The organism is Bosea sp. PAMC 26642 (genome assembly GCF_001562255.1).
GTDB lineage: Bacteria > Pseudomonadota > Alphaproteobacteria > Rhizobiales > Beijerinckiaceae > Allobosea.
On the sequence record NZ_CP014301.1, the window covers coordinates 2,304,881 to 2,327,335 of the forward strand.

The 22,455-nt window shown below is 65.6% G+C and carries 23 protein-coding genes; 13 read left to right on the plus strand and 10 right to left on the minus strand.

Features of this window, described 5'->3' with window-relative positions; all coding sequences use genetic code 11:
* Positions 1-353 precede the first annotated feature (353 nt).
* The 3 genes from AXW83_RS10890 (at position 354) to AXW83_RS10900 (ending at position 3,429) form a co-directional block, all read left to right on the plus strand.
* Positions 354-1,223, plus strand: coding sequence for a prephenate dehydrogenase (locus tag AXW83_RS10890; protein WP_082767066.1), 870 nt, complete (start codon positions 354-356; stop codon positions 1,221-1,223).
* The gene (locus AXW83_RS10895; protein WP_066613279.1) at positions 1,220-2,842 is read left to right on the plus strand and encodes an ABC-F family ATP-binding cassette domain-containing protein; all 1,623 of its coding nucleotides are present in this window, start codon (positions 1,220-1,222) and stop codon (positions 2,840-2,842) included. Before AXW83_RS10890 ends, AXW83_RS10895 begins: the two co-directional genes overlap by 4 nt.
* A gap of 158 nt (positions 2,843-3,000) precedes the next feature.
* Positions 3,001-3,429 carry a group III truncated hemoglobin gene (locus tag AXW83_RS10900; RefSeq protein WP_066613281.1) on the plus strand — a complete coding sequence of 143 codons (429 nt, stop codon included), beginning with the start codon at positions 3,001-3,003 and terminating at the stop codon, positions 3,427-3,429.
* 3 nt (positions 3,430-3,432) lie between these two features.
* On the opposite strand, the gene AXW83_RS10905 is transcribed toward AXW83_RS10900, so the two are convergent.
* Entirely contained in the window at positions 3,433-4,365 is a 933-nt protein-coding gene (locus AXW83_RS10905; protein ID WP_066613284.1) for a LysR substrate-binding domain-containing protein, read from the minus strand.
* Between the two features lie 87 nt (positions 4,366-4,452).
* Here AXW83_RS10905 and AXW83_RS10910 point away from each other — a divergent pair, with 87 nt between their 5' ends.
* Both AXW83_RS10910 and AXW83_RS10915 read left to right on the plus strand, forming a co-directional pair.
* Complete coding sequence (locus AXW83_RS10910; protein ID WP_066613285.1) at positions 4,453-5,355, plus strand: DMT family transporter; 903 nt, start codon at positions 4,453-4,455, stop codon at positions 5,353-5,355.
* A gap of 55 nt (positions 5,356-5,410) precedes the next feature.
* A complete protein-coding gene (locus tag AXW83_RS10915; protein ID WP_066613287.1) occupies positions 5,411-5,935 on the plus strand; it encodes a GNAT family N-acetyltransferase in 525 nt (174 codons plus the stop codon).
* A gap of 65 nt (positions 5,936-6,000) precedes the next feature.
* On the opposite strand, the gene AXW83_RS10920 is transcribed toward AXW83_RS10915, so the two are convergent.
* Positions 6,001-7,257 (minus strand): SAM-dependent methyltransferase, encoded by a 1,257-nt coding sequence (locus AXW83_RS10920; protein WP_066620319.1) that lies wholly within the window; start codon positions 7,255-7,257, stop codon positions 6,001-6,003.
* Between the two features lie 112 nt (positions 7,258-7,369).
* Here AXW83_RS10920 and AXW83_RS10925 point away from each other — a divergent pair, with 112 nt between their 5' ends.
* Both AXW83_RS10925 and AXW83_RS10930 read left to right on the plus strand, forming a co-directional pair.
* A complete protein-coding gene (locus tag AXW83_RS10925; RefSeq protein WP_066613290.1) occupies positions 7,370-7,624 on the plus strand; it encodes a hypothetical protein in 255 nt (84 codons plus the stop codon).
* A gap of 79 nt (positions 7,625-7,703) precedes the next feature.
* On the plus strand, positions 7,704-8,396 hold the full coding sequence (locus AXW83_RS10930) for a class I SAM-dependent methyltransferase (protein WP_066613293.1): 693 nt from the start codon (positions 7,704-7,706) through the stop codon (positions 8,394-8,396).
* Positions 8,397-8,416: 20 nt separating this feature from the next.
* Here the strand turns inward: AXW83_RS10930 and AXW83_RS10935 are convergent, their stop codons facing one another.
* Positions 8,417-8,860 carry a GtrA family protein gene (locus AXW83_RS10935; protein WP_236841880.1) on the minus strand — a complete coding sequence of 148 codons (444 nt, stop codon included), beginning with the start codon at positions 8,858-8,860 and terminating at the stop codon, positions 8,417-8,419.
* 147 nt (positions 8,861-9,007) lie between these two features.
* Between AXW83_RS10935 and carB the strand changes: the two genes are divergently transcribed.
* Positions 9,008-12,370: a carbamoyl-phosphate synthase large subunit gene (carB, locus tag AXW83_RS10940; RefSeq protein ID WP_066613296.1), complete on the plus strand. Its 3,363-nt coding sequence runs from the start codon at positions 9,008-9,010 to the stop codon at positions 12,368-12,370.
* 103 nt (positions 12,371-12,473) lie between these two features.
* Positions 12,474-12,950, plus strand: coding sequence for a transcription elongation factor GreA (gene greA, locus AXW83_RS10945; protein WP_066620323.1), 477 nt, complete (start codon positions 12,474-12,476; stop codon positions 12,948-12,950).
* A 119-nt stretch (positions 12,951-13,069) separates the two neighbouring features.
* Here the strand turns inward: greA and AXW83_RS10950 are convergent, their stop codons facing one another.
* Positions 13,070-13,672 (minus strand): MarC family protein, encoded by a 603-nt coding sequence (locus tag AXW83_RS10950; protein ID WP_066613298.1) that lies wholly within the window; start codon positions 13,670-13,672, stop codon positions 13,070-13,072.
* Positions 13,673-13,811: 139 nt separating this feature from the next.
* On the opposite strand from AXW83_RS10950, the gene AXW83_RS10955 reads away from it, so the two are divergent.
* Positions 13,812-14,327: a hypothetical protein gene (locus AXW83_RS10955; protein WP_066613299.1), complete on the plus strand. Its 516-nt coding sequence runs from the start codon at positions 13,812-13,814 to the stop codon at positions 14,325-14,327.
* Here the strand turns inward: AXW83_RS10955 and AXW83_RS10960 are convergent.
* On the minus strand, positions 14,312-14,788 hold the full coding sequence (locus AXW83_RS10960) for a GNAT family N-acetyltransferase (RefSeq protein WP_066613306.1): 477 nt from the start codon (positions 14,786-14,788) through the stop codon (positions 14,312-14,314). The genes AXW83_RS10955 and AXW83_RS10960 overlap by 16 nt on opposite strands.
* Before the next feature lie 10 nt (positions 14,789-14,798).
* Positions 14,799-15,263: an Lrp/AsnC family transcriptional regulator gene (locus tag AXW83_RS10965; RefSeq protein WP_066613308.1), complete on the minus strand. Its 465-nt coding sequence runs from the start codon at positions 15,261-15,263 to the stop codon at positions 14,799-14,801.
* Positions 15,264-15,322: 59 nt separating this feature from the next.
* Here AXW83_RS10965 and AXW83_RS10970 point away from each other — a divergent pair, with 59 nt between their 5' ends.
* From AXW83_RS10970 to AXW83_RS10980, 3 genes are all read left to right on the plus strand, one after another.
* On the plus strand, positions 15,323-16,330 hold the full coding sequence (locus tag AXW83_RS10970) for a mitochondrial fission ELM1 family protein (RefSeq protein WP_066613310.1): 1,008 nt from the start codon (positions 15,323-15,325) through the stop codon (positions 16,328-16,330).
* Between the two features lie 222 nt (positions 16,331-16,552).
* The gene (trxB, locus tag AXW83_RS10975; RefSeq protein WP_066613312.1) at positions 16,553-17,518 is read left to right on the plus strand and encodes a thioredoxin-disulfide reductase; all 966 of its coding nucleotides are present in this window, start codon (positions 16,553-16,555) and stop codon (positions 17,516-17,518) included.
* Positions 17,519-17,662: 144 nt separating this feature from the next.
* Positions 17,663-18,553: a LysR family transcriptional regulator gene (locus tag AXW83_RS10980; RefSeq protein WP_066613314.1), complete on the plus strand. Its 891-nt coding sequence runs from the start codon at positions 17,663-17,665 to the stop codon at positions 18,551-18,553.
* A 318-nt stretch (positions 18,554-18,871) separates the two neighbouring features.
* Here AXW83_RS10980 and AXW83_RS10985 read toward each other — a convergent pair whose 3' ends face one another.
* The 4 genes from AXW83_RS10985 to leuB all read right to left on the minus strand — a co-directional run bounded on the left by AXW83_RS10985 (position 18,872) and on the right by leuB (position 22,420).
* On the minus strand, positions 18,872-19,426 hold the full coding sequence (locus AXW83_RS10985) for an NADPH-dependent FMN reductase (protein ID WP_066613321.1): 555 nt from the start codon (positions 19,424-19,426) through the stop codon (positions 18,872-18,874).
* Between the two features lie 91 nt (positions 19,427-19,517).
* A complete protein-coding gene (locus tag AXW83_RS10990; RefSeq protein ID WP_066620324.1) occupies positions 19,518-20,081 on the minus strand; it encodes a methylated-DNA--[protein]-cysteine S-methyltransferase in 564 nt (187 codons plus the stop codon).
* A gap of 23 nt (positions 20,082-20,104) precedes the next feature.
* Positions 20,105-21,061, minus strand: a complete 957-nt coding sequence (gene msrP, locus AXW83_RS10995; protein ID WP_066613324.1) for a protein-methionine-sulfoxide reductase catalytic subunit MsrP — start codon at positions 21,059-21,061, stop codon at positions 20,105-20,107.
* A 249-nt stretch (positions 21,062-21,310) separates the two neighbouring features.
* Positions 21,311-22,420 (minus strand): 3-isopropylmalate dehydrogenase, encoded by a 1,110-nt coding sequence (gene leuB / locus AXW83_RS11000; RefSeq protein WP_066613333.1) that lies wholly within the window; start codon positions 22,418-22,420, stop codon positions 21,311-21,313.
* Positions 22,421-22,455: the final 35 nt, after the last annotated feature.

The following is a 22,455-nucleotide window of genomic DNA, read 5'->3' on the forward strand; positions in this document are numbered from 1 at the left end:
CGCGGCATTCTCCGCAGGCGGTCCCGGCTCTGAACCTCGACCGTCATCCCGGGCTTGACCCGGGATTCATCGTAACGCCCCGGAGCCCTCTGATGGATTCCGGATCGGCGCCGCTTAGCGGCTCGTCCGGAATGACGGCGCCTTCATGCCAGGGCATCGAGGCCGCCCACTAGCGCGTTGACAGCGCCGCGCGCCTGCGCTTCAAGCGCTTCCATGAACCCAGCGACCTGCCTCGCCCAGAGCTATTACGCCCCGTCCTCATAAGGCGGGTCGCATTCTCATGCTCAACCGCCGCGCTGGCGGTTGAAATTTGGCACTCACCCGACATCGCGGCCCTCTCAAGGACCAAGACGATGTCGATCCAGCGAAAATCCTTCTCCTCCATCGGCCTTCTCGGCTTCGGCGCCTTCGGCCGGCTGATGGCACGCCATCTCCAGCCGCATTTGCCGCTAGTGGTGTTCGACCCGGCACAGCCAGCGGCTCCCGATACCTCGGGCCGCGGCCTCGTGCCCGGCAGCATCGCCGAGGTTGCGGCCTGCGACATCGTCGTGTTGGCCGTCCCGGTTCATGCACTTGCAGAGGCAATCTCGGCGCTGCATCCACATCTGCGTACAGGCACGGTGGTGCTCGATGTGGGTTCGGTGAAGATCGAGCCGACACGGCTCTTGCTGACTGGGCTGCCAGATGACGTCGACATCATCGGCACGCACCCGCTGTTTGGGCCGCAGAGTGCGCGCGAGGGCCTCGAAGGCCTGAAAATCGCACTCTGCCCGATCCGCGGCGACGGTTTCTGCCGGATCGCGGCCTTCCTGCGCCACATCCTCAAGCTCGACGTCATCCTCACGACGGCCGACGCACACGACCGCGACATGGCGCTGGTCCAGGGCCTGACCCATCTGGTCGCAAAAATCCTGGTCCGCATGGAACCCATGCCGCGCCGGATGACCACGCGGAGTTTCGAACTGTTGATGCAGGCGACCGAGATGGTCAGGCACGATGCGCCCGGCGTCTTCCTCGCGATCGAGCAGGCGAACCCACATGCGCGCGCCGTCCGCGAGCGATTCTTCGCCCATGCCCAGGAGCTGACCAACGCGCTGGAGGAGGATAACCACCCCAAGCAGGTGAGAGCCGATGTCGCCTTGGGCGAAGCCGGCCCTTCCGCACAGGGCGTCCATGCCCTATTGCAGCGCAGCATCAGCCCCGAGATACACGCAAAACCATGATCCGCCTCGAAAACATCGGCAAGCAGAACGGCCAGCAGATCGTCTTCATCGAGGCCTCCGCCTCGCTCTTGAAGGGCGAGAAGGTCGGTCTCGTCGGCCCCAACGGCGCCGGCAAGACTACCCTATTCCGCATGATCACCGGCGAAGAGCAGCCCGACGAGGGGCTCGTTCAGGTCGATCGCGGCGTCACCATCGGCTATTTCAGCCAGGATGTCGGCGACATGGCCGGCGTCAGCGCGGTCTCAGCCGTGATGGATGGCGCCGGCCCGGTCAGCAGCGTCGCGGCCGAACTGCGCGAGCTCGAAGCCGCGATGGGCGACCCCGACCGCGCCGACGAGATGGACGAGATCATCACCCGCTATGGCGAGGTGCAGGGGCGCTTCGAGGAGCTCGACGGCTATGCGCTCGACGGGCGCGCCCGCGAGGTGCTCAACGGCCTCGGCTTCAGCCAGGAGATGACGGAGGGCGATGTCGGCGCGCTCTCGGGCGGATGGAAGATGCGCGTTGCGCTCGCCCGCATCCTGCTGATGCGCCCAGACGCTATGCTGCTCGACGAGCCATCGAACCATCTCGATCTCGAGAGCCTGATCTGGCTGGAATCCTTCCTGAAGGGTTATGAGGGCGCGCTTTTGATGACCTCGCATGATCGCGAGTTCATGAACCGCATCGTCGGCAAGATCGTCGAGATCGATGGCGGCGCGCTGACCTCCTATTCCGGCAATTACGAATTCTACCAGGAACAGCGCGCGCTCGCCGAAAAGCAGCAGCAGGCGCAGTTCCAGCGCCAGCAGGCCATGCTCGCCAAGGAGATCAACTTCATCGAGCGCTTCAAGGCGCGCGCCTCGCATGCCGCCCAGGTCCAGAGCCGCGTCAAGAAGCTCGACAAGATCGAGAAGGTCGAGCCGCCCAAGCGCCGCCAGACCGTGTCCTTCGAGTTCCAGAACCCGCCGCGCTCGGGCGAGGACGTCGTCACGCTCAAGGGCGTCCACAAAAGCTATGGCAGCCGCGCGATCTATGAGGGGCTGGATTTCCAGGTCCGCCGCAAGGAGCGCTGGTGCGTGATGGGCGTCAACGGCGCCGGCAAATCGACCCTGCTCAAGCTCGTGACCGGCACCACAGAACCCGATGACGGCTCGGTCGCGCTCGGCGGCTCGATCAAGCTCGGCTATTTCGCCCAGCACGCCATGGAAGTGCTTGACGGCGACCGCACGATCTTCCAGTCGCTGGAGGACCGCTTCCCCCAGGCCGGCCAAGGCTCGCTACGCGCGCTCGCCGGCTGCTTCGGCTTCTCGGGCGACGATGTCGAGAAGCGCTGCCGCGTACTCTCGGGTGGTGAGAAGGCCCGGCTCGTCATGGCCCTGATGCTCTACGACCCGCCGAATTTCCTCGTACTCGACGAGCCGACGAACCATCTCGACATCGCCACCAAGGAGATGCTGATCAACGCGCTCGCGCAATATGAAGGCACCATGCTCTTCGTCAGCCACGACCGGCATTTCCTCGCCGCGCTGTCGAACCGCACGCTGGAGCTGACGCCCGAGGGCGTCCATGCCTTCGGCGGTGGCTATAACGAATATGTCGCCCGCACCGGCCAGGAGGCGCCGGGGCTGCGGAGCTAGCCCGGGCTCCGCGTTATGAGGCACGGGTCATCCCGGACGCAGCGAAGCGGAGATTCGGAATCCATTCCGGAACCGTTCCGGATGGATCTCGGGTCAAGCCCGGGATGACGTCGTTGTTCCGAGTGTAATCAGCGGGCTTCAGTCGCGAGCGACCGTCCATGACCGAAAATCCGCTGACCCAGCCCGGCGCCGCCCACCCCGCCATCACCGAGGCGATGATCGCGATGCTGGTGCGCAGCTTCTATGAGCGGGCGCGCGAGGATGCGGTGATCGGCCCGGTCTTCATGGGCGCGGTCCAGCACTGGGACGAGCACATCGCCAACATCACCGATTTCTGGAGTTCGGTGATGCTGCGCACCGGGCGCTACCAGGGCCGGCCGATGCGCCCGCATCTGATCCTGCCGCTGGAGCCGCATCACTTCGATCGCTGGCTCGCCCTGTTCGAGGAAACCGCCGCAGAGGTTTGCGGCGAGCCGGATATCGCCGAGGCTTTCGTCGTCAGGGCAAGGCGCATCGCCGACAGCTTCGAGATGGCTCGCGCCGGCCAGCGCGGCGAGATTGCCCGCCCGCGCCACAGCCTTACCTGATCGTCAAATCGCCGGCGCCTGCGGATCGAGGAAGGCGGCAAGCGCATCAGGCGCCGTGCCCGCTTCGGTCGCGATCCGCTTTGCCAGCGTCGCAGCGGCGGGTCGCGCTGCGCCCAGCGGCCTGTCGAGCCAATAGGCCACCGGATTGAGCGCCGTGCGCGCATCGACCCGGACCAGCCGGCCGCTTGCGACCTGCTCCTGCGCCAAAGGCGGCCGGGCAAGCGCGATGCCGAGCCCATGGGCCGCGGCATCGAGCACGATGTTGTAGTCGTCGAAGCGGCGATCCTGCGGGCGCGGGCGATAATCCAGCCCCTGCGCCGAAAACCAGGCCTTCCAGCCCGCGGCATCCGAATCATGGATCAGCGGATGCGCCAGCAGACGGTCTGGATCGCCCTCCCCGATCGCCGCCGCAAGCCCGGGCGAGGCGATCGGAAAGCACCACTCCTCGAACAGCTTCAGCGAGATCCGCCCCGGTGCGCTGCCCCGTCCGCAGCGGATGCCGAGATCGACGCCCTCCTCCTCGAAATCCACCCGGCGATGCTCGGCCTGCAGCACCACGCGCAGAGCCGGCTCCTGCCCTTCTAGAGCTGCCAGACGCGGCATCAGCCACAGCGAACAGACCGAGGGCGGCGCGCTGACACGCACCACCGCCGCGCCGCGCTGCTCGCGCCAGCGATCCGAGGTGTCCGCGATCAGCGCGAAGGCCTCCTGCGTGCGCTGAAGCAGATGCTGCCCCTCCGAGGTCAGGGCGACACCGCGCGCCTGGCGCAGGAAGACGCGCAGGCCCAGCCAGTGCTCCAGCCGCGCCACCTGCCGGCTGATCGCGCCATGCGTCAGGTTCAGCGCCTCGGCCGCTGCCGAGAAGCTCCCGGTGCGCGCGGCGGCCTCGAAGGCTCGCAATGTGTCGAGCGGCGGTAGGTTGAAGCTGTGATCCATCGTCACAGCTCATGCGCGAATTCGTCGTTTGTCAATCATCCGGGCCGGGTATCTATGAGGGGTCATGCTCTTCCAACGAGGTAAGCCATGACCACCGCCGCTGCTACGACATCGCTGCCCGCCAGACCCGGTTTCGACTCGACCACCTTGGCCCTTGCGATCTTCACCATCATCGCCTGGGCCTCGGCCTTCCCGGCGATCCGCGCCGCGCTCGGCGGTTTCGGTGCGCTCGAACTCGGCGCGGTGCGCTTCGCCATCGCCGGCGTGCCCGCCGCACTCTTTCTTGCCATGATGCGTCCCAAGCTGCCCGACTGGCACGACGCCTGGCGCTTCGGCTTCGGCGGCCTCGTCTTCGTCGCCGGCTATACGGTCCTGCTCAATCTTGGCCAGCAGACGGTCTCGGCCGGCGCGGCGAGCTTCATCATCAACATCAACCCGATGATCACGGCGGCCCTGGCGATGATCGTGCTGGGCGAGCGCTTCACCGGCAGCCAGTGGCTCGGCAGCGCGATTTCGCTGTCGGGCGTCGGGCTGATCGCGCTTGGCCAGAATGGGGCCGCGGTCGACCTCGGCGTCGGCGTTCTGCTGGTGCTCGGCGCGGCGCTCTGCAACTCGCTCACCACCATCGTCCAGAAGCCGCTTTTCGCCCGCCACAAGCCCCTGACCGTCACCGCCTGGAACATGGTCGTCGGCGGGCTCCTGCTGACGCCCTTCCTGCCCAGCGGCATCGCGCAGGCGCAGGTAGCCTCAAGCGAAAGCCTCTACGCCATGTTCTATCTCGCCATCGTGCCGAGCCTGATCACCTACGCCACCTGGACGACGCTGCTCTCGCGCCTGCCCGCCGCGCGCGCCTCGAACCTGCTCTATGCCGCTCCGCCGGTGGCGACGCTGATCAGTTTTGTCTGGCTCGGCGAGGTGCCTTCTCTGCTCGGCATTCTGGGCGGAGCGATGGCTCTTGGCGGCGTCGTGGTGGTCAATCTCAGACGCTGAGCCGGGCAATCGCGGATTGAATCGCGGCGGCGGAACGTGGTTTCCTGTCGCCGACATGACATCCGCTCCAGCCATCAGGCCACTTGCCGCAGCCGACGCGCCGGCCTACCGCGCACTGCGCCTGAGCGCGCTTGCAAATGCCCCGGAAGCCTTCGGCGCGAGCCTTGCCGACGAAGCCGCAAGACCCCTCGCAGCCTTCGCCGAACGCATCGCCCCACCACCGCCGGGCTGCGTCTTCGGTACGTTCGCGAGCGACCAACTGGTCGGCATGGCCGGCTTCCTCGTAGGAGCCTCCGAGAAGACCAGCCATCGCGGAACGCTCTGGGGTGTCTACCTCGTCCCCGAGCAGCGCGGGTACGGACAAGCTGCTGGCTTGATCGAAGCCGTCATCGCCCATGCCGGCGCTCATGTGCTGGTCTTGCAGGCGCGCGTGGTGACGACGAACGTCGCGGCGCGCCGGCTCTATCAGCGGCTGGGCTTTCGCGATTATGGCATCGAGGCAAAGGCGCTACGGGTCGACGGGGTGTTCCACGACGAAGCGCTGATCGCGCTGGATTTTTCCGGGCAAGCCAGCAACTAGAACATCACCGCGAGCGCCCTTCGACAGCCCCGTCATGACTTGGACTCCGCTCCTGTCCGGCCGCGCTAAAACCCCCGCGCCTCCAGCGCCTTTTCCGCCTCGCCGATATAATCCCGCACCACCGGAACCGCGCTCTTATGCGGCCCGAGCAGGAGCTGGAACACCATATCGCCGCCGATGTCGAAGGAGGTTTCGCAAGCCGACAGGTAGAACTCCCACATCCGCGCGAAGCGCTCGCCCATCATCGCGACGACCTCGGGCCGACGCGCCATGAATCGCTCGCGCCAGGCGGCCAGCGTCCAGTGATAGTGCCGCCGCCAGAACTCGCAATCCGACGACCACAACCCGGTCTGCTCGACGGCCGCGAAAACCTCCGACAGCGCCGGCGCATAGCCGCCGGGAAAGATGTATTTGTCGAAGAACGGGCCGGTGAAACCGGGTGGGCCGACACGCCCGATGCAATGCACCAGCGCGATGCCGTCCGGCGTCAGCAGATCGCGGATCGTCTCGAAATAGTCGAGATAATGCGCGACGCCGACATGCTCCATCATGCCGACCGAGACGACCCGGTCGAAAGACCCCGTCAACTCGCGATAGTCCTTGTTCACGAAACTGACGCTGTCCCCGACGCCGGCAGCCTCGGCCCGTTTCTGCGCAGCCGCCATCTGGTCGGGCGAGACGTTGAGCCCGGTCACCTTCGCGCCGCAGGCCCGCGCCAGATAGATTGCCAGCTCGCCCCAGCCCGAGCCGATGTCGAGCACGCTCATGCCCGGTTCGATCTTGAGCTTGGCCGCGATGTGCCGGAGCTTTGCCTTCTGAGCGGCCTCGAGCCCGGCATCGGGCGAGTGCCAGTAGGCGCAGGAATAGGTCATCGTCTCGTCGAGCCAGAGCCTGTAGAACTCCGTCGGGATATCATAGTGGCTCTTGACCTTCTTGCCCGCGACGCCGAGCGGATTGTGCATCCGCAGGCGCCGGATGCGGAAGCGCACGGCCCGGAGCGCCTTCTGCAGCGGGTGCTTCCTGACCTCGCTGCGCTGCAGCCAGAACAGCGTCAGCAGATCGTGGATGGTTGAGCCGTCCTCGAAATCGATCCGCCCGTCCATGTAGCCTTCGGCCAGCGCCAGTTCCGGGTTGAGGAAGAGCTCGCGCTCGATCCGCTCGTCGTGGAAGCGCACGGTGACCTCTCCGGCGACGACCGGCTTGCCGGCAAAGACCAGCTCGGTGCGGCCAGGGCCGAAGACGTGCCGCTGGCCGTCGGACGTCACGACGGTGAGCCGGCCCTTGCGTATCGAACGTTTCAGGAGCCGGGGCAGGAGAAACATCGGCAGGTCCAGTCTATCGGGCAGGAGTGCGACTGCGACGAAGTCAGCCTCGCTCAACCTTCATCATCCAGCCTTGTCAGCCGACTCGCAACGTTTTGAAGGCGGAACATCTATGGAGAATCGCGCAGCTGAGCGCTGGCGAGCGCGCCTGCGCTCCGCCAGCCTTCTGGACGGCAAGGGACAGCTCCTGGTCGAATGCCGGGTGCTCGACAAGTCCCGAATGGGCGCAAAGCTGAAGCCCGACAGCGTGCGGCCCCTGCCCGTGCAGGTGAACTACCTCGGGCACGAGACCGACGAGGTTTTGCCCGCCAGCATCGTCTGGGTGCGCGACGGACTGATCGGCATCCGTTTCCAGACGCCCGGCTGACGGTTGCGCGACCGGCCGGCCTCGGCGTAGTGCTTTGCTCCCGGCGGCACGGCGCCGACTGGAGCTGACGGCGGAACTCATGTCCTGGCGCGATTTCTGGAACGGCGAGCACTCCATCTATGTCTCGCCGCGCCACAAGGCGCTGCATTACCGTCAGATCGCCCGCGACATCGTCGCCCACATCCCGGCCTCGAACGCGACCGTCCTCGATGTCGGCTGCGGCGAGGCGCTGAGCGCCGATCTGGTCGCCGCCACCTGCGCTCGTCTCTATCTCTGCGAGGCCGCCCCCAGCGTCCGCGACCGGCTGCGCGCCATGTTCGGCAGGCTCGGCCATGTCGAGATCGTCTCGCCAGACGAGGTCGAGGCCCTTCCGGACGCCACGCTCGACCTCGTCGTCGCCAATTCGCTGATCCAGTATCTGGGCCGCGAGGAACTCGTATCCGTCCTGCATGTATGGCTCGCCAAGCTGAAGCCCGGCGGGAAGCTCGTCGTCGCCGACGTGATCCCGCCCGACATCAGCCCGCTAACGGACGCTTCGCAGCTGCTGGCCTTCGCCTGGCGCGGCGGCTTCCTGGGCGCCGCGTTGACGGGTCTGGTGCGAACCGCCTTCTCGGACTACCGCAAGCTCAGGGCGCAATACGGCTTATCGACCTATACCGACGCACAGATCATCGCGATAATGGCTGAAGCCGGATACGACACGATCGGCCGCCAGCCGAATTTCGGCCACAACGCGCATCGGATGACGTTTGCGGCCAAAAAGCCGGCCTGAGCCGCTCCCACGCCCGACATTCAGCTTTTTCGGTCGGCAAAACTGAAGAACTTGTGTCCTAGAAACGAGAACACCATCACGATCCCGGTCGTGACGAACTGCATCGGTAGATAGGGCAGGCCGGCTCTCGCGACGAAGACATGCATCAGCGCGCCGGTCAGCACGAAACCACCAAGCGCGATCAGGGCGAAGCGCCAGCTCGCCTGCGCATGGCTATGTGTCGCATCGAAGGTCAGCCATCGGTTCAGCAAATAGGAGACCACCGCGCCGAGCACGAAGCCCGCCAGCGTCGCCGGCACCGGATCGATATGCGCAAGCTCGACCAGCCCGATCAGCGTCGCATAGTGCGCGACAGCCGTGATGCCGCCGGCGACGATATAGGCCATGAGCTGGCGGAACTGGCGAGGGTAGCGGCGAAGCGGCATGGCGGCGACCTTAAGGCGCAAGCCGGCCGGCTTGTCCATGGCCGGTGGACCGATGACGCTTTCCGCTTTCCCCCGCCGCTCCTCACCTCTATAGCGAGCGCCTAGCATTCATTCAGGCGCTCGCCCGGTTCCGCTCGCTCGATCGGACAGGGGCTACGCGCGCCCTCGCGAGACAAAGCCGAGCCCATGCCCAAGCGCACAGACATCAAGACCATCCTGATCATCGGCGCCGGCCCCATCATCATCGGCCAGGCCTGCGAGTTCGACTATTCCGGCACCCAGGCCTGCAAGACGCTGAAGGCCGAGGGCTACCGCATCGTGCTGGTCAACTCGAACCCGGCGACGATCATGACCGATCCCGACCTGGCGGACGCGACCTATGTCGAGCCGATCACGCCCGAGGTGGTCGCAAAAATCATCGAGAAGGAGCGCAACGTCCTGCCCGGCGGTTTCGCTCTGCTCCCGACCATGGGCGGACAGACCGCGCTGAACTGCGCGCTCTCGCTGAACAAGAAGTCGATCGTGCAGCCCGACGGCAGCAAGATCAGCGTGCTGGAGAAGTTCGACGTCGAGATGATCGGTGCGACCGCCGAGGCGATCGACAAGGCCGAGGACCGCGAGCTCTTCCGCGACGCGATGACCAAGATCGGCCTCGACACGCCGCGCTCGCACCAGATCAAGACGCTCGGCCAGGCGCTCGATGCGCTGGAGGACATCGGCCTGCCGGCGATCATCCGCCCCTCCTTCACCATGGGCGGTACCGGCGGCGGCATCGCCTACAACAAGGGCGAGTTCATCGACATCGTCGAGCGCGGCATGGACGCCTCCCCCACGAGCGAGGTCCTGATCGAGGAGAGCGTGCTCGGCTGGAAAGAGTACGAGATGGAGGTCGTTCGCGACAAGAACGACAACTGCATCATCGTCTGCTCGATCGAGAACATCGATCCGATGGGCGTTCACACCGGCGATTCGATCACCGTCGCCCCGGCACTGACGTTGACCGACAAGGAATACCAGATCATGCGCGACGCCTCGCTGGCGGTGCTGCGCGAGATCGGCGTCGAGACCGGCGGCAGCAACGTGCAGTTCGCGGTCGATCCCGCCACCGGCCGGATGATCGTCATCGAGATGAACCCGCGCGTCTCGCGTTCCTCGGCGCTGGCCTCCAAGGCGACCGGCTTCCCGATCGCCAAGGTCGCGGCGCGTCTGGCCGTCGGCTACACCCTCGACGAGATCGAGAACGACATCACCGGCGGCGCGACCCCGGCCTCGTTCGAGCCGACGATCGACTATGTCGTCACAAAAATCCCGCGCTTCGCCTTCGAAAAATTCCCTGGCGCCGAGCCCACCCTGACGACCGCGATGAAGTCGGTCGGCGAGGCGATGGCGATCGGCCGGACCTTCCAGGAATCGCTCCAGAAGGCCCTGCGCTCGCTGGAGACCGGTCTCGACGGCCTCGACGAGATAGAGGTCGAGGGCATGGGCAAGGGCGACGACAGGAACGCGATCAAGGCCGCGCTCTCGACCCCGACGCCCGACCGCATCCTGCATGTCGCCCAGGCCATGCGTTTCGGCTTCACCGATGAGCAGATCCACGAGAGCTGCAAGATCGATCCCTGGTTCCTGGAGCAGATGCGCCAGATCGTCGATACCGAGGAGAAGGTCCGCAAATTCGGCCTGCCGCAGACGCCCGGCGCCTTCCGCCAGGTCAAGGCGATGGGTTTTTCGGACAAGCGCCTCGCGGCCGTCGCGGGCAAGACCGAGGAAGAGGTCAGGACGCTCAGACGCTCGCTCGACGTGCGCCCGGTCTACAAGCGCATCGACACCTGCGCCGCCGAGTTCGCCTCGCCGACCGCCTACATGTACTCGACCTACGCCATGCCCTTCGCCGGCAAGGCCGATGACGAATCGCGCCCCTCGGACCGGAAGAAGGTCGTCATCCTCGGCGGCGGACCCAACCGCATCGGCCAGGGCATCGAGTTCGACTATTGCTGCTGCCATGCCTGCTACGCCCTGCGCGACGCCGGCTACGAGACCATCATGGTCAACTGCAACCCCGAGACGGTCTCGACCGACTACGACACCTCCGACCGGCTCTATTTCGAGCCGCTGACCGCGGAGGACGTGCTCGAAATCCTCGAGACCGAGCAGCAGAACGGCACACTCCACGGCGTGATCGTCCAGTTCGGCGGCCAGACCCCGCTCAAGCTCGCGAACGCGCTGGAGGCGGCCGGCATCCCGATCCTGGGCACCACGCCCGACGCGATCGACCTCGCTGAGGATCGCGACCGCTTCAAGCGCCTGCTCGACAAGCTACACCTCAAGCAGCCCAAGAACGGCATCGCCTATTCGGTCGAGCAGGCCCGCATGATCGCGGGCGAACTCGGCCTGCCCTTCGTGGTCCGGCCATCCTATGTGCTGGGCGGGCGCGCCATGGCGATCATTCGCGACGAGGTGATGTTCGAGGACTATCTGCTCGGCACGCTGCCGAGCCTGATCCCCTCCGAGGTCAAGGCCAAATACCCCAACGACAAGACCGGCCAGATCAACACCGTGCTCGGCAAGAACCCTCTGCTGTTCGACCGCTACCTGTCGGACGCCATCGAGGTCGACGTCGACTGCCTCAGCGACGGCAAGGACGCCTTCATCGCCGGCATCATGGAGCATATCGAGGAGGCCGGCATTCATTCCGGCGATTCCGCCTGCTCGCTGCCGCCGCGCTCGCTCAGCCCCGAGACCATCGCCGAACTGGAGCGCCAGACGAAGGCCATGGCGCTGGCGCTCGACGTCGGTGGGCTGATGAACGTGCAATACGCCATCCAGAACGGCGTCATCTACGTTCTGGAGGTCAATCCGCGCGCCTCCCGCACCGTGCCTTTCGTCGCCAAGGTCGTCGGCATCCCGGTCGCCAAGATCGCCGCCCGCATCATGGCCGGCGAGAGCTTGGCAAGCTTCGATCTGAAGACTCCGGAGCTTGACCATGTCGGCGTCAAGGAAGCGGTCTTCCCCTTCGCGCGCTTCCCCGGCGTCGACGTGCTGCTCGGCCCCGAAATGCGCTCGACCGGCGAGGTCATTGGCCTCGACCGCTCATTCGACATCGCCTTCGCCAAAAGCCAGCTCGGCGCCGGCTCGAAGGTGCCGGTCAAGGGCACGGTCTTCGTCTCGGTGCGCGACGAGGACAAGCCGCGCATCGTGCCCTCGATCCGCATCCTCGCCAATCTCGGCTTCCGCGTTCTCGCAACCGGCGGCACGCTGCGCCTGCTGCAGGACGAAGGCATCAGCGCCGTCAAGATCAACAAGGTGCTGGAAGGCCGGCCGCATGTCGTCGATGCGATCAAGAACGGCGAAATCCAGCTCGTCTTCAACACCACCGACGGCCCACAGGCGCTGACGGACTCCCGTTCACTCCGTCGCACGGCCCTCTTGCACAAGGTGCCCTATTATACCACCTTGGCGGGAGCGATCGCAGCGGCCGAAGGCATCAAGGCCTATTGCAGCGGCGATCTCGAAGTACGATCGCTGCAATCCTACTTCGCAAGTGCCGCCTGATAGCGGCGCGGCGAGGCAGTTTACAAAAACGATCGGAAGCCGGGACGCAGGCCGCGCCAAAAGCGGCCGGCGGCTCATCGCTTTCGACAACTGGGACGGGACGATGGAAAAGGTACCTATGACCGCGGGCGGGTTCGCCGCGCTGGAGGCGGAGCTGAAGGACCGCCAGCAGGTGCAGCGGCAGCGCATCATCCATGCGATCTCGGAAGCGCGCGCGCATGGCGATCTCTCGGAGAATGCCGAATATCACGCTGCCAAGGAGTCGCAGGCTCTCAACGAAGGCCGCATCCAGGAACTCGAATCGCTGATCGGCCGGGCCGATATCATCGACATCTCCAAGCTCGCCGGAAGCGACACGATCAAGTTCGGCGCTACGGTCCAGCTGATCGACGACGATACCGAAGAGAAGAAGAGCTACCAGATCGTCGGCGAGCCGGAGGCCGATGTGCGCTCGGGCAAGGTCTCGATCGGCTCGCCGATCGCACGCGCCCTGATCGGCAAGAAGGTAGGCGACTCGGTGCAGGTCAACACGCCCGGCGGCGGCAAGTCCTACGAGGTGGTCAGCGTCGTTTTCCGCTGATCGGAGCGTCATGGTCGGGCTTGCCCCGACCATCTCGGAAACCAGCGCCTTCTCGTCATGAGATGCTCGGGTCGAAGCTTCGCTCCGCCCGAGAATGACGCTAATTCGCCGGCCGTCGCCTAACCCGCAATCACCACCCGCAGCGCCCTCACGATCCCGTCCACCGCGACGCTCGCCAGGACCAGCCCCATCACGCGGCTGATCACGCTGGCGCCGGCATTCCCGATCAGCGCGATGATGCGGGACGCGCCGAACATCAGCACAAGCGTGATCGCGAGGATCACCACGATCTCCACCACCGTCTCCGCCTGCTCGCGCAGGCTGAAGCGGGAATTGTCGGTCACCGTCATCACCGTCAGCATGGCGCCAGGGCTGGCGATGCTCGGGATCGCCAGCGGGTAGACCGCGCGCTCCAGATCCGATGAACGCATCAGCTTCTGGTCCTCCTCCAGCTTCGATTCGCCGAAGATCATCGTCAGCGCGAACAGGAAGAGCACGATGTTGCCGGCGATCTCGAACGAGGTCAGCGCGATCTCCATCGCTGTCAGCAGCACCTGACCGGCGACCACGAAGAACACCAGCACACCAAAGGCGACCAGCGTCCCGCGGATCGCGACGGCCCGCGCTGCGGCAGCACTCATTCCGGCCGTGACGGCCAGGAAGACCGGCAGTGTGCCGATCGGGTCGATGACGACCCAGAGCTTGACGAACTCCGTGAACATGCGACGCGCGGCCCCCGCCAGTGATAGATCCATTAAGCACGACGGGTGGCAACGCCCCAACCACAGCCTTCCACTCGACCCGGCTTGGCCAAGCCGTCGCGGCGCACTACATTTCCCTCATGATCACCGGAGACAGCCGATGACGACGCGTCGGAAATTTTTCGCTCTGGCACTGGCCGGCTCGGCCCTGACGATGCTGGCGGCATGTCAGCCACGCTCCGCGCTGCAGCCTGCTGGCACACGGATCGGCGCCATCCGCGTCGATGTTTCGCGCATCGCCGCTCAGGGCTGGGGCGAGAACGCCCGCAATATCCAGCTCGCCATGGAGCGCAAGCTCGCCACGATACTAGGCCCGGCCTACCAGCCCGGCGCCGGCCCCACCCTGCAGGTCGTCGTGCGCGGCGTTTGGCTCGCGAGCTATGCGGGCGGCGGCGGTGGCAGCAAACCCCGCGACGGCGGCTCCAGCAATGACAATTTCGACAGCGAGACGACGCTCATCGGCTCCGGCGGCCGCATCCTGGGCAGCTACCCCGTCCTTTCGACCATCTCGTCGGGTTCGGGCGGCCCCTGGTATAGGCCAGATGTCGATCAGCGCCGCATCGCGGCCCTGATCGAGAACAACGCGCTCTGGATCAGGCGCTACGTCCTGGGCTGAGCCGGGGCAGACGCATTCGCAGGCCTCCTGATCTGGAAGGCCGTCTTGCCGCGCTGAAAGCCGCAGGCTTCATAAAAGGCAAGAACGGCGGCATCGGTCCGGCCGGTCATGAGCATCTTGTAGCAGCCTTCGGACCACGACTGGTCGATCGCTGCCTGAATGACGCGCTTCCCGAAGCCGAGACCCCGGACGGATCGATCGCTGACGACGTTCTCGATGATTGCGAAAGGTCTCTGTTCGCGCGTCAGATTGGGCACGATCAGCAAGACGCAGGTCGCCACTGCCCGCCCCTCATGTTCGGCGACATGAACCGTCATCATCTCGCTGGCGAGAATGCGGCGCCACGTCTCGCCGGCTTCCGTTGGCTCCGGCAGCAGATCTCCAGGGCTGAGCTGCGCGTAGAGCGCGAGGATCGCCGGCAGATCTTCGACGACGGCCTTGCGGATGACGGCATCCATCATCGTCTCTCGCTCAGCCCAGCGGCACGATCGGCTCGTCTTTGACCCGGTCGAGCGCGAGCGCCGTGCGAACATTGCGGACATTGGGCAGCGCCGTCAGGTCGCCGACGAACTCCTGGAAGGCCTTCAGGTCCGGCGCAACGCATTTCAGAACGAAATCGATGTCGCCCGAGAGCTTCCAGCATTCGCGCACCGCGTCCCAGGACCGGATGCGCGCCTGGAAGGCCTCCAGATCGGCTTCGGCCTGACTGGCGAGATGGACGAAGGCGAAGCAGACGACCTCGAGCCCGAGTTTTCGCTCGTCGAGCAAGGCGCGGTAGCCGGTGATCAGCCCGGCCTCCTCCAGCGCCCTCACGCGCCGCAGGCAGGGCGGCGGCGAAATCCCGACCCGGCTCGCCAGCTCGACATTGGTCATGCGGCCATCGCCCTGGAGCTCGCGCAGGATGCGCAGGTCGATGTCGTCGAGTTTCGATCGCACGAAAGGCCCCGGAAAAGGTCGCGCTGGTGTAGACGCAGGCGACAGGCGATACAAGGCGCGTGCCGCGACTGGAGATCGCCTTGCCTGCCGACCACCCCATCCCAACCATCTGGACCTTGACCGACGGCAAGGCAGGCGACGAGCCGCAATGCATCGGCGTCGCCGAACGGCTTGGCGTCGTACCGGACATCCGCCGCGTCGCGCCGCGAAAGCCCTGGACATGGCTGATGCCGCGCGGGCCGATCGATCCGCATGAGGGCCCCGATCGGGACGGCAGCCCGATCCGCCCGCCCTTCCCCGATATCGTCATCGCCTCAGGCCGGCGCGCCATCCCATATGTCCGGGCCGTCAAGAAGGCGTCGAACGGGCGAACCTTCACCGTCATCCTGAAGGATCCTCGCACGGGGACGGACGCTGCCGATTTCATCTGGGTCGCCGAGCATGACCGCCTGCGCGGCGACAACGTCCTCGTCACCACGACCTCGCCGCACCGGCTCAGCCTCGTGCAACTCGAAAAGGCTCGCAACGACCCGCCAGCCGCAATCGCCGCCCTGCCCTCACCGCGCGCAGCAGTGCTGGTCGGCGGCGATAGCCGGCACCATCGTTTCCGTCCCCAGGACATCGCCCGCTTCGCCGAACTGCTCGACCAGTTTGCAAGCTCCGGCGTCGCACTGATGGGCTCTCGCTCGCGCCGCACCACGCCCGCCCTAGACAGCGCGGTGGCGGAGGTCTTCGCCCGCCATAAGGGCTGGTGGTGGGACGGGACCGGCGACAACCCCTATATCGCGCTGCTCGCCAATGCCGACGCCGTCGTCGCCACCGCCGATTCGACCAACATGATCGGCGAAGCGACCGCGACCGGCGTGCCGATCCTGGTCTTCGAGCCCCATGGCGGCCATGGCAAGCTGGCGAAGTTCCTGGAAGCGCTCAAGCGACAGGGGGCTGTGCATCACTTCGACGGCCGGCTTGAAGGGGCGCGGTACGAGCCTGTAGACTCGACCGATGTCATCGCAGCGGCGGTGCGCGAGGGCTGGCTCCGGCACCGGACCGAACTGGGCCTCAAATGACAACCCGACTATGCCGTCATCCCGAGCGTAGCGAAGCGGAGACCCGGGATCCACGCCAGAACGCATGTCGGAATAGTTCCGGCATGGATCCCGGATCGGCGCGGCTGCGCCGCTTGTCCGGGATGAAAGTTAGGATTGATCCGAGCGCATTTGGTTGAAGCCAAATCGTTCATATCTGACGGACACGACGCGGCTCGAACCGCGCCAACAGGATCGAAGACGATGGCCCATACCCATGCCCGTGTGATGATCGTCGGCTCCGGCCCCGCCGGTTACACCGCCGCGATCTATGCCGCCCGCGCCATGATGGAACCGGTAATGATCTCTGGCCTGCAGGCCGGCGGCCAGCTCATGATAACCACCGATGTCGAGAACTATCCCGGCTTCGCCGACGTCGTTCAGGGCCCCTGGCTGATGGCGCAGATGCGCGCGCAGGCGCAGCACATGGGCACGAAGATGGTCTCCGACCACATCGCCCGCGTCGATCTCTCGCAACGCCCCTTCCGGCTCTGGGGTGACGGCAACGAGACCTATTCCTGCGACGCGCTGATCATCGCGACCGGCGCGCAAGCGAAATGGCTCGGCCTGCCCTCCGAGCAGACCTTCCAGGGTTTCGGCGTCTCGGCCTGCGCCACCTGCGACGGCTTCTTCTTCCGCAACAAGGAGGTCGTGGTCGTCGGCGGCGGCAATACGGCGGTCGAGGAAGCGCTCTACCTCGCCAACCTCGCCAGCAAGGTCACGCTGGTCCACCGCCGCGATTCGCTGCGGGCCGAACGGGTCATGCAGCACCGGCTGTTCAAGCACCCGAAGATCGAGGTGGTCTGGGACAGCGAGATCGCGGAAATCTGCGGCGGCACGCAGCCGCCAAACGTCACCCATCTGCGCCTCCGCAATCTCAAGACCGGCGTCGAGAGCGAGCTCAGGACCGACGGCGTCTTCATTGCCATCGGTCACAAGCCGGCGACCGACCTCTTCATCGGCCAGCTTGCGGTGAACGAGTCCGGCTATCTCGATGTGACGCCGGGCACGACGAATACCAACATTCCCGGCGTTTTCGCCGCGGGCGATGTCACCGACGAACACTACCGTCAGGCCGTCACCGCCGCCGGGCTGGGCTGCATGGCGGCGCTGGACGCCGAGCGCTGGTTGCAGGCCAACGAGCTGGAACGGCTGGAAGCGGCGGAGTAGTCCACATCTGATGATGCATCACCAATGCTGATGGATTTTGTCACCAGATTCAGTGTGGAAAATGCAGCTTGATGTCTTGCAGACATTGACGCGCAAGGGTTTTGCACCCCAACATGCGTTAAACGCATAACAGGGGGGATAGCGGTGGATTGGGACCGCATCAGGATTTTTTATACCGTCGCTGAATCCGGCAGCTTTACCAAGGCGGGAGACGTTCTGGGCCTGAGTCAGTCTGCGGTCAGCCGCCAGATCGGCGCGCTGGAGCGCGAATTGCGCGCGCCCCTGTTCCACAGGCACACGCGCGGGCTGATTCTCACCGAGCAGGGCGAGCTTCTTTGGCGCGCCGCGCGCGAGATGACGCAGCGGCTGGAGCGCACCCGTGCCCAGCTCTCGGAGACCCGCGAGCATCCCTCGGGAGAGCTCAAGGTCACGGCGACGCGCGGCCTCGGCGGCCACTGGCTGACACCGCGTCTGGCCGAGTTCCTCGACCTCTACCCCGACATCAAGGTCGACCTGATTCTCACCGACGAGGAACTCGATCTCTCGATGCGCGAGGCCGATATCGCCATCCGCCTGCGCCAGCCGCAGCAGCCCGACCTGATCCAGCGCAAGCTCTTCACCGTGCATTTCCACGTCTACGGATCGCCGGCCTATGTGAAGCGCTTCGGCGAGCCCAAGAGCTATGAGGAGCTGGACAATCACCGCATCCTCTCCTTCGGGGGCACATCCCCGTCCTATCTGACGGCCGTGCACTGGCTCGGCACGCTCGGCCGCGACCAGCGCAACCCGCGCCCGATCCATCTGACCGTGAACAACATCACGGCGATGAAGCGCGCCGTGGATTCCGGCGCCGGCATCGCGGTTCTGCCCGATTACCTGATCGAGACCGGCTCCCCGCTCGTGCAGCTGATGCGCGAGACCGAGATGCCGCAGCTCGAAAGCTATCTCGTCTATCCGGAAGAGATGAAATCGGTCGCCCGCGTCCAGGTCTTCCGCGATTTCCTGATCCAGAAGGCCCAGCGCTGGACCTACTGAATGTGCAGCGCTACGGCGGCCCGATGGGCGCCGTAGCGCGTTGCACGCATATTTCACAACGCGTTATCGGCTAATTTGACTGAAATACCCAAGACTCATGCGCTGGACGCATGTCTGCCCCAGGCAATGCTGCATTGCAAAAAGGCAGGTGCTGCCCGATATAGCAAACACGGTTGTTCGCAACGGGCTCCGCTAACTCCTCCCGGCGTCGAGTTCGTTGCAGCCGTTCCCCTCTGAAATGTTTGGCGCTTGCGCCATGCATTTCAAACTTCAAAAGCCGGCTCCCTTTGGGGACGCCGGCTTTTTTTTGATAAGTCTTCAAGCCGCGAGCTTGGCGACGAGGCTCGCGAAGCGATCGATGAAGCCCTGCAGAAACTCGCGCGTGCCGGCATCGGTGACATCATGGGCGTCGTCGACGAGGCCCTGCTTGTAGGTCAGGAAAACCGGTCCGCCCATGACGAGCGCGCCCTGATTGCCGAGGATGTCGCGCAAATGCTGCTGCGCTAGCGCGGTGCCAATGGCGCCCGGGCTCGTGCCGGTGATGGCGATCGGCTTGCCGGACCAGACGCCCTTGCCGGACGGGCGCGCCGCCCAGTCGATCGCATTCTTCAGGACCGCCGGGATCGAGCGGTTATGCTCGGGCGTTACCACCAGCACGGCATCGGCCGAAGCGATCTCGTCCTTCAGCCGGGTCGCGGCCTGTGGCCAGGCTGCACCCTCCAAATCCTGATTGTACATCGGAAGGTCGTCGATCCGCACGACATGCATCTCGAAGGAGGCGGCGCCGAGCTTGGCGAGCGCCAGCGCGACCTTCCGATTGATCGAGGCACTGCGGTTGCTGCCGGTGATGACGGCGAGCTTGAACTTGGCCATGAGATATTCCTGTAAGGCGAAACGGGATGGGGAGAACGATCCGACATCCTCTTAGAAGTGCCTCACGGGCGAGAGCAAGACTCCGTCACGGTCAGCGCCGCCGCGCCTCCAACGGCAGCGCCTCGAACAGGCCGGGCTCGGCGCTGGTGCGGGCCTTCTCGATCGTCAGCATTTTCAGCTTGGTCTCGACGCCGCCATCGGCCGAGAATCCGCCGGTCCGGCCGCCCGCCGCCAGCACACGATGGCAGGGCACGATCGGCGCGAACGGGTTTTGTCCAAGCGCGACCCCGACCGCGCGCGCCGCGCCGGGCTCGCCGATCCGGGCGGCGACCTCGCCATAGGTCAGCGTTTCGCCCGGCGGGATCGTCAGCGCGACGTCATAGACTTTTCGATTAAACGCGGACGTCAGGTCGAGCGCGATCGGCAGATGCGACAGGTCGCGCGGCTCGCCATCCAGCAGCGCCACGATATCGGCGATCGCCGCCGCGATGAACGGAACGGGCTTGGCCTCGTCCGCTTCGGCAAAGCGTTTGACCAGCCGGCGCCGCGCAGTCTCCTCGTCGCGTTCGGGCAACTGCGCGCCGATGATGCGCTCGCCCTGCCAGACAAGCGCGCAAGAGCCGATCGCGGTCTCGAAAAGGCAATATTGCTGCATGATTTCGCCCTGCGGCGAGAGCCTCACATATAGAGCTTCTCGCCTTCGAGCCCCTTATACAGTCCCGCGACCTGCTCGGCATAGCCGTTGAACAGCAGCGTCGGCCGTCGCTCGCGTGAGCCCAGCACCTGCTCGCTCGCCTGGCTCCAGCGCGGATGGGAAACCTCCGGGTTCACATTGGCCCAGAAGCCGTATTCAGACGCCTGCAGCCCCTCCCAGAAGGTCTTTGGGCGCTCGGCGACGAAGGAGATCTTGCTGATCGATTTCACCGATTTGAAGCCGTATTTCCACGGCGTGATCAGCCGCAAGGGCGCGCCATGCTGGGTCGGGATCGGCTTGCCGTAGATGCCGGTCACCATCAGCGGCAGGTCGTTGGTCGCCTCGGCAATGGTCAGCCCCTCCGTATAGGGCCACGGATACCAGCGCTGCGACTGGCCCGGCGCGACCTTCGGATTCATGAAGGTCTCGAACTTCACATATTTCGCGCTCGCCAACGGTTTTGCGAACTCGACCAGCGACTTGACCGTGAATCCGGTCCAGGGCACCGCCATCGACCAGGTTTCGACGCAGCGGAATCGGTAGAGCCGCTCTTCCAGCGTCATCTTGCGGATCAGGTCGTCGACGCCGATCTCCATCGGCTTCTCGACCATGCCGTCGATCGAGATCATCCAGGGCCGCGTGACGAGCTTCTTCGACGCGCCGACGATGTCCTTGGACGTGCCGAATTCGTAGAAATTATTGTAGTTCGCGGCCAGATCCTCCTCCGTCACCGGCCGGTCGAGCGCGTAGCCCGCATTCTTCTTCGCCGGGTACAGATCGAGCGTCGGATCGGCTCCCTGCGCGGCGGCGATCTGCGGCAGCGCCGCGCTCGCGACGAGGCCGGCGCCGGCGCCCATGAAACTGCGCCGGTTCATGAACACGGATTCGGGAGTGGCCTGGCTCTCGGGCATCTCCCAGCCAGCGCGGCGTTTGATCAGCATCGGACGGACATGCTCCGTTTCGGAAGCCAACAGTCTAGCGCACGCCGGGCTGTCACGCGCAATTCACGAGGGGGAGAGGCCTTCCCTTCTCCCCTTGCGGGAGAAGGTGGCGCGCAGCGCCGGATGAGGGGTCGCACCCCCGCTCGTCGCTAGCGTCCGTCACCTCATGCGGCTCGAAAAGTCGCGCGACCCCTCATCCGTCTCGGCTTCGCCGAGCCACCTTCTCCCGCAAGGGGAGAAGGGCAGAGCCTACCCCCGCGCCTCCAGCGCCTTGACGATGGCAGCCCCCATCTCGCTGGTCGAGACCGCATTCGCTCCCGGCGCCGCGATGTCCTTGGTGCGCGTGCCCGAGCCGAGCACGTCGGCGATCGCGCCCTCCAGCCGGTCGGCGGCCTCGATCGCCCCGAAGGAATAACGCAGCGCCATCGCAAAGGAGCCGATCATCGCGATCGGGTTCGCCAGCCCCTTGCCGGCAATGTCGGGCGCCGAGCCATGGACGGGCTCGTAGAGCGCCTTGCGCTTGCCAGTGGTGGCGTCCTCGGCGCCGAGCGAGGCCGAGGGCAGCATGCCGAGCGAGCCCGTCAGCATCGCCGCCACGTCCGACAGAATGTCGCCGAACAGGTTGTCGGTGACGATCACGTCGTACTGCTTGGGCCAGCGCACCAGCTGCATGGCGCAATTGTCGGCGAGGACATGCTCCAGCTCGACATCCGAATAATCCCTGGCGTGCTGGGCCGTGACCGTCTGCTTCCAGAGCACGCCGGTCTTCATGACGTTGTGCTTTTCGGCCGAGGAGACCTTGTTGCGGCGGGTGCGTGCCAGCTCGAAGGCGACCGCGCAGATGCGCTCGATCTCGGGCGTGGTGTAGATTTGCGTATCGACGCCGCGCTTGGAGCCGTCCTCCAGCGTCACGATCTCCTTTGGCTCGCCGAAATAGACGCCGCCGGTGAGCTCGCGCACGATCAGGATGTCGAGCCCCTCGACCACCTCGGGCTTCAGCGACGAGGCTGAGGCCAGCGCCGGATAGCAGATCGCAGGGCGCAGATTGGCGAAAAGGCCGAGATCCTTGCGCAGCCGCAGCAGGCCGGCCTCGGGACGGTGCTGATAGGGCACATCGGCCCATTTCGGCCCGCCGACCGCGCCGAACAGCACGGCATCGGCATCCTGCGCGAGCTTCATGTCGCCTTCCGAGATCGCCTGCTTGTGGGCATCGTAGGCGCAGCCGCCGACCAGACCCTTCTCGATCGCGAAGGAGGCCAGCCCCTGCTTCTCGAACCAGGACACCACGGTCTCGACCTGGCCCATCACCTCGGGGCCGATGCCGTCGCCGGGCAGGAGCAGAAGCTTGTGGGTCGCCATGGTGTCGCCTCGTCTGTCGCGTTGTCCTCGCGAGG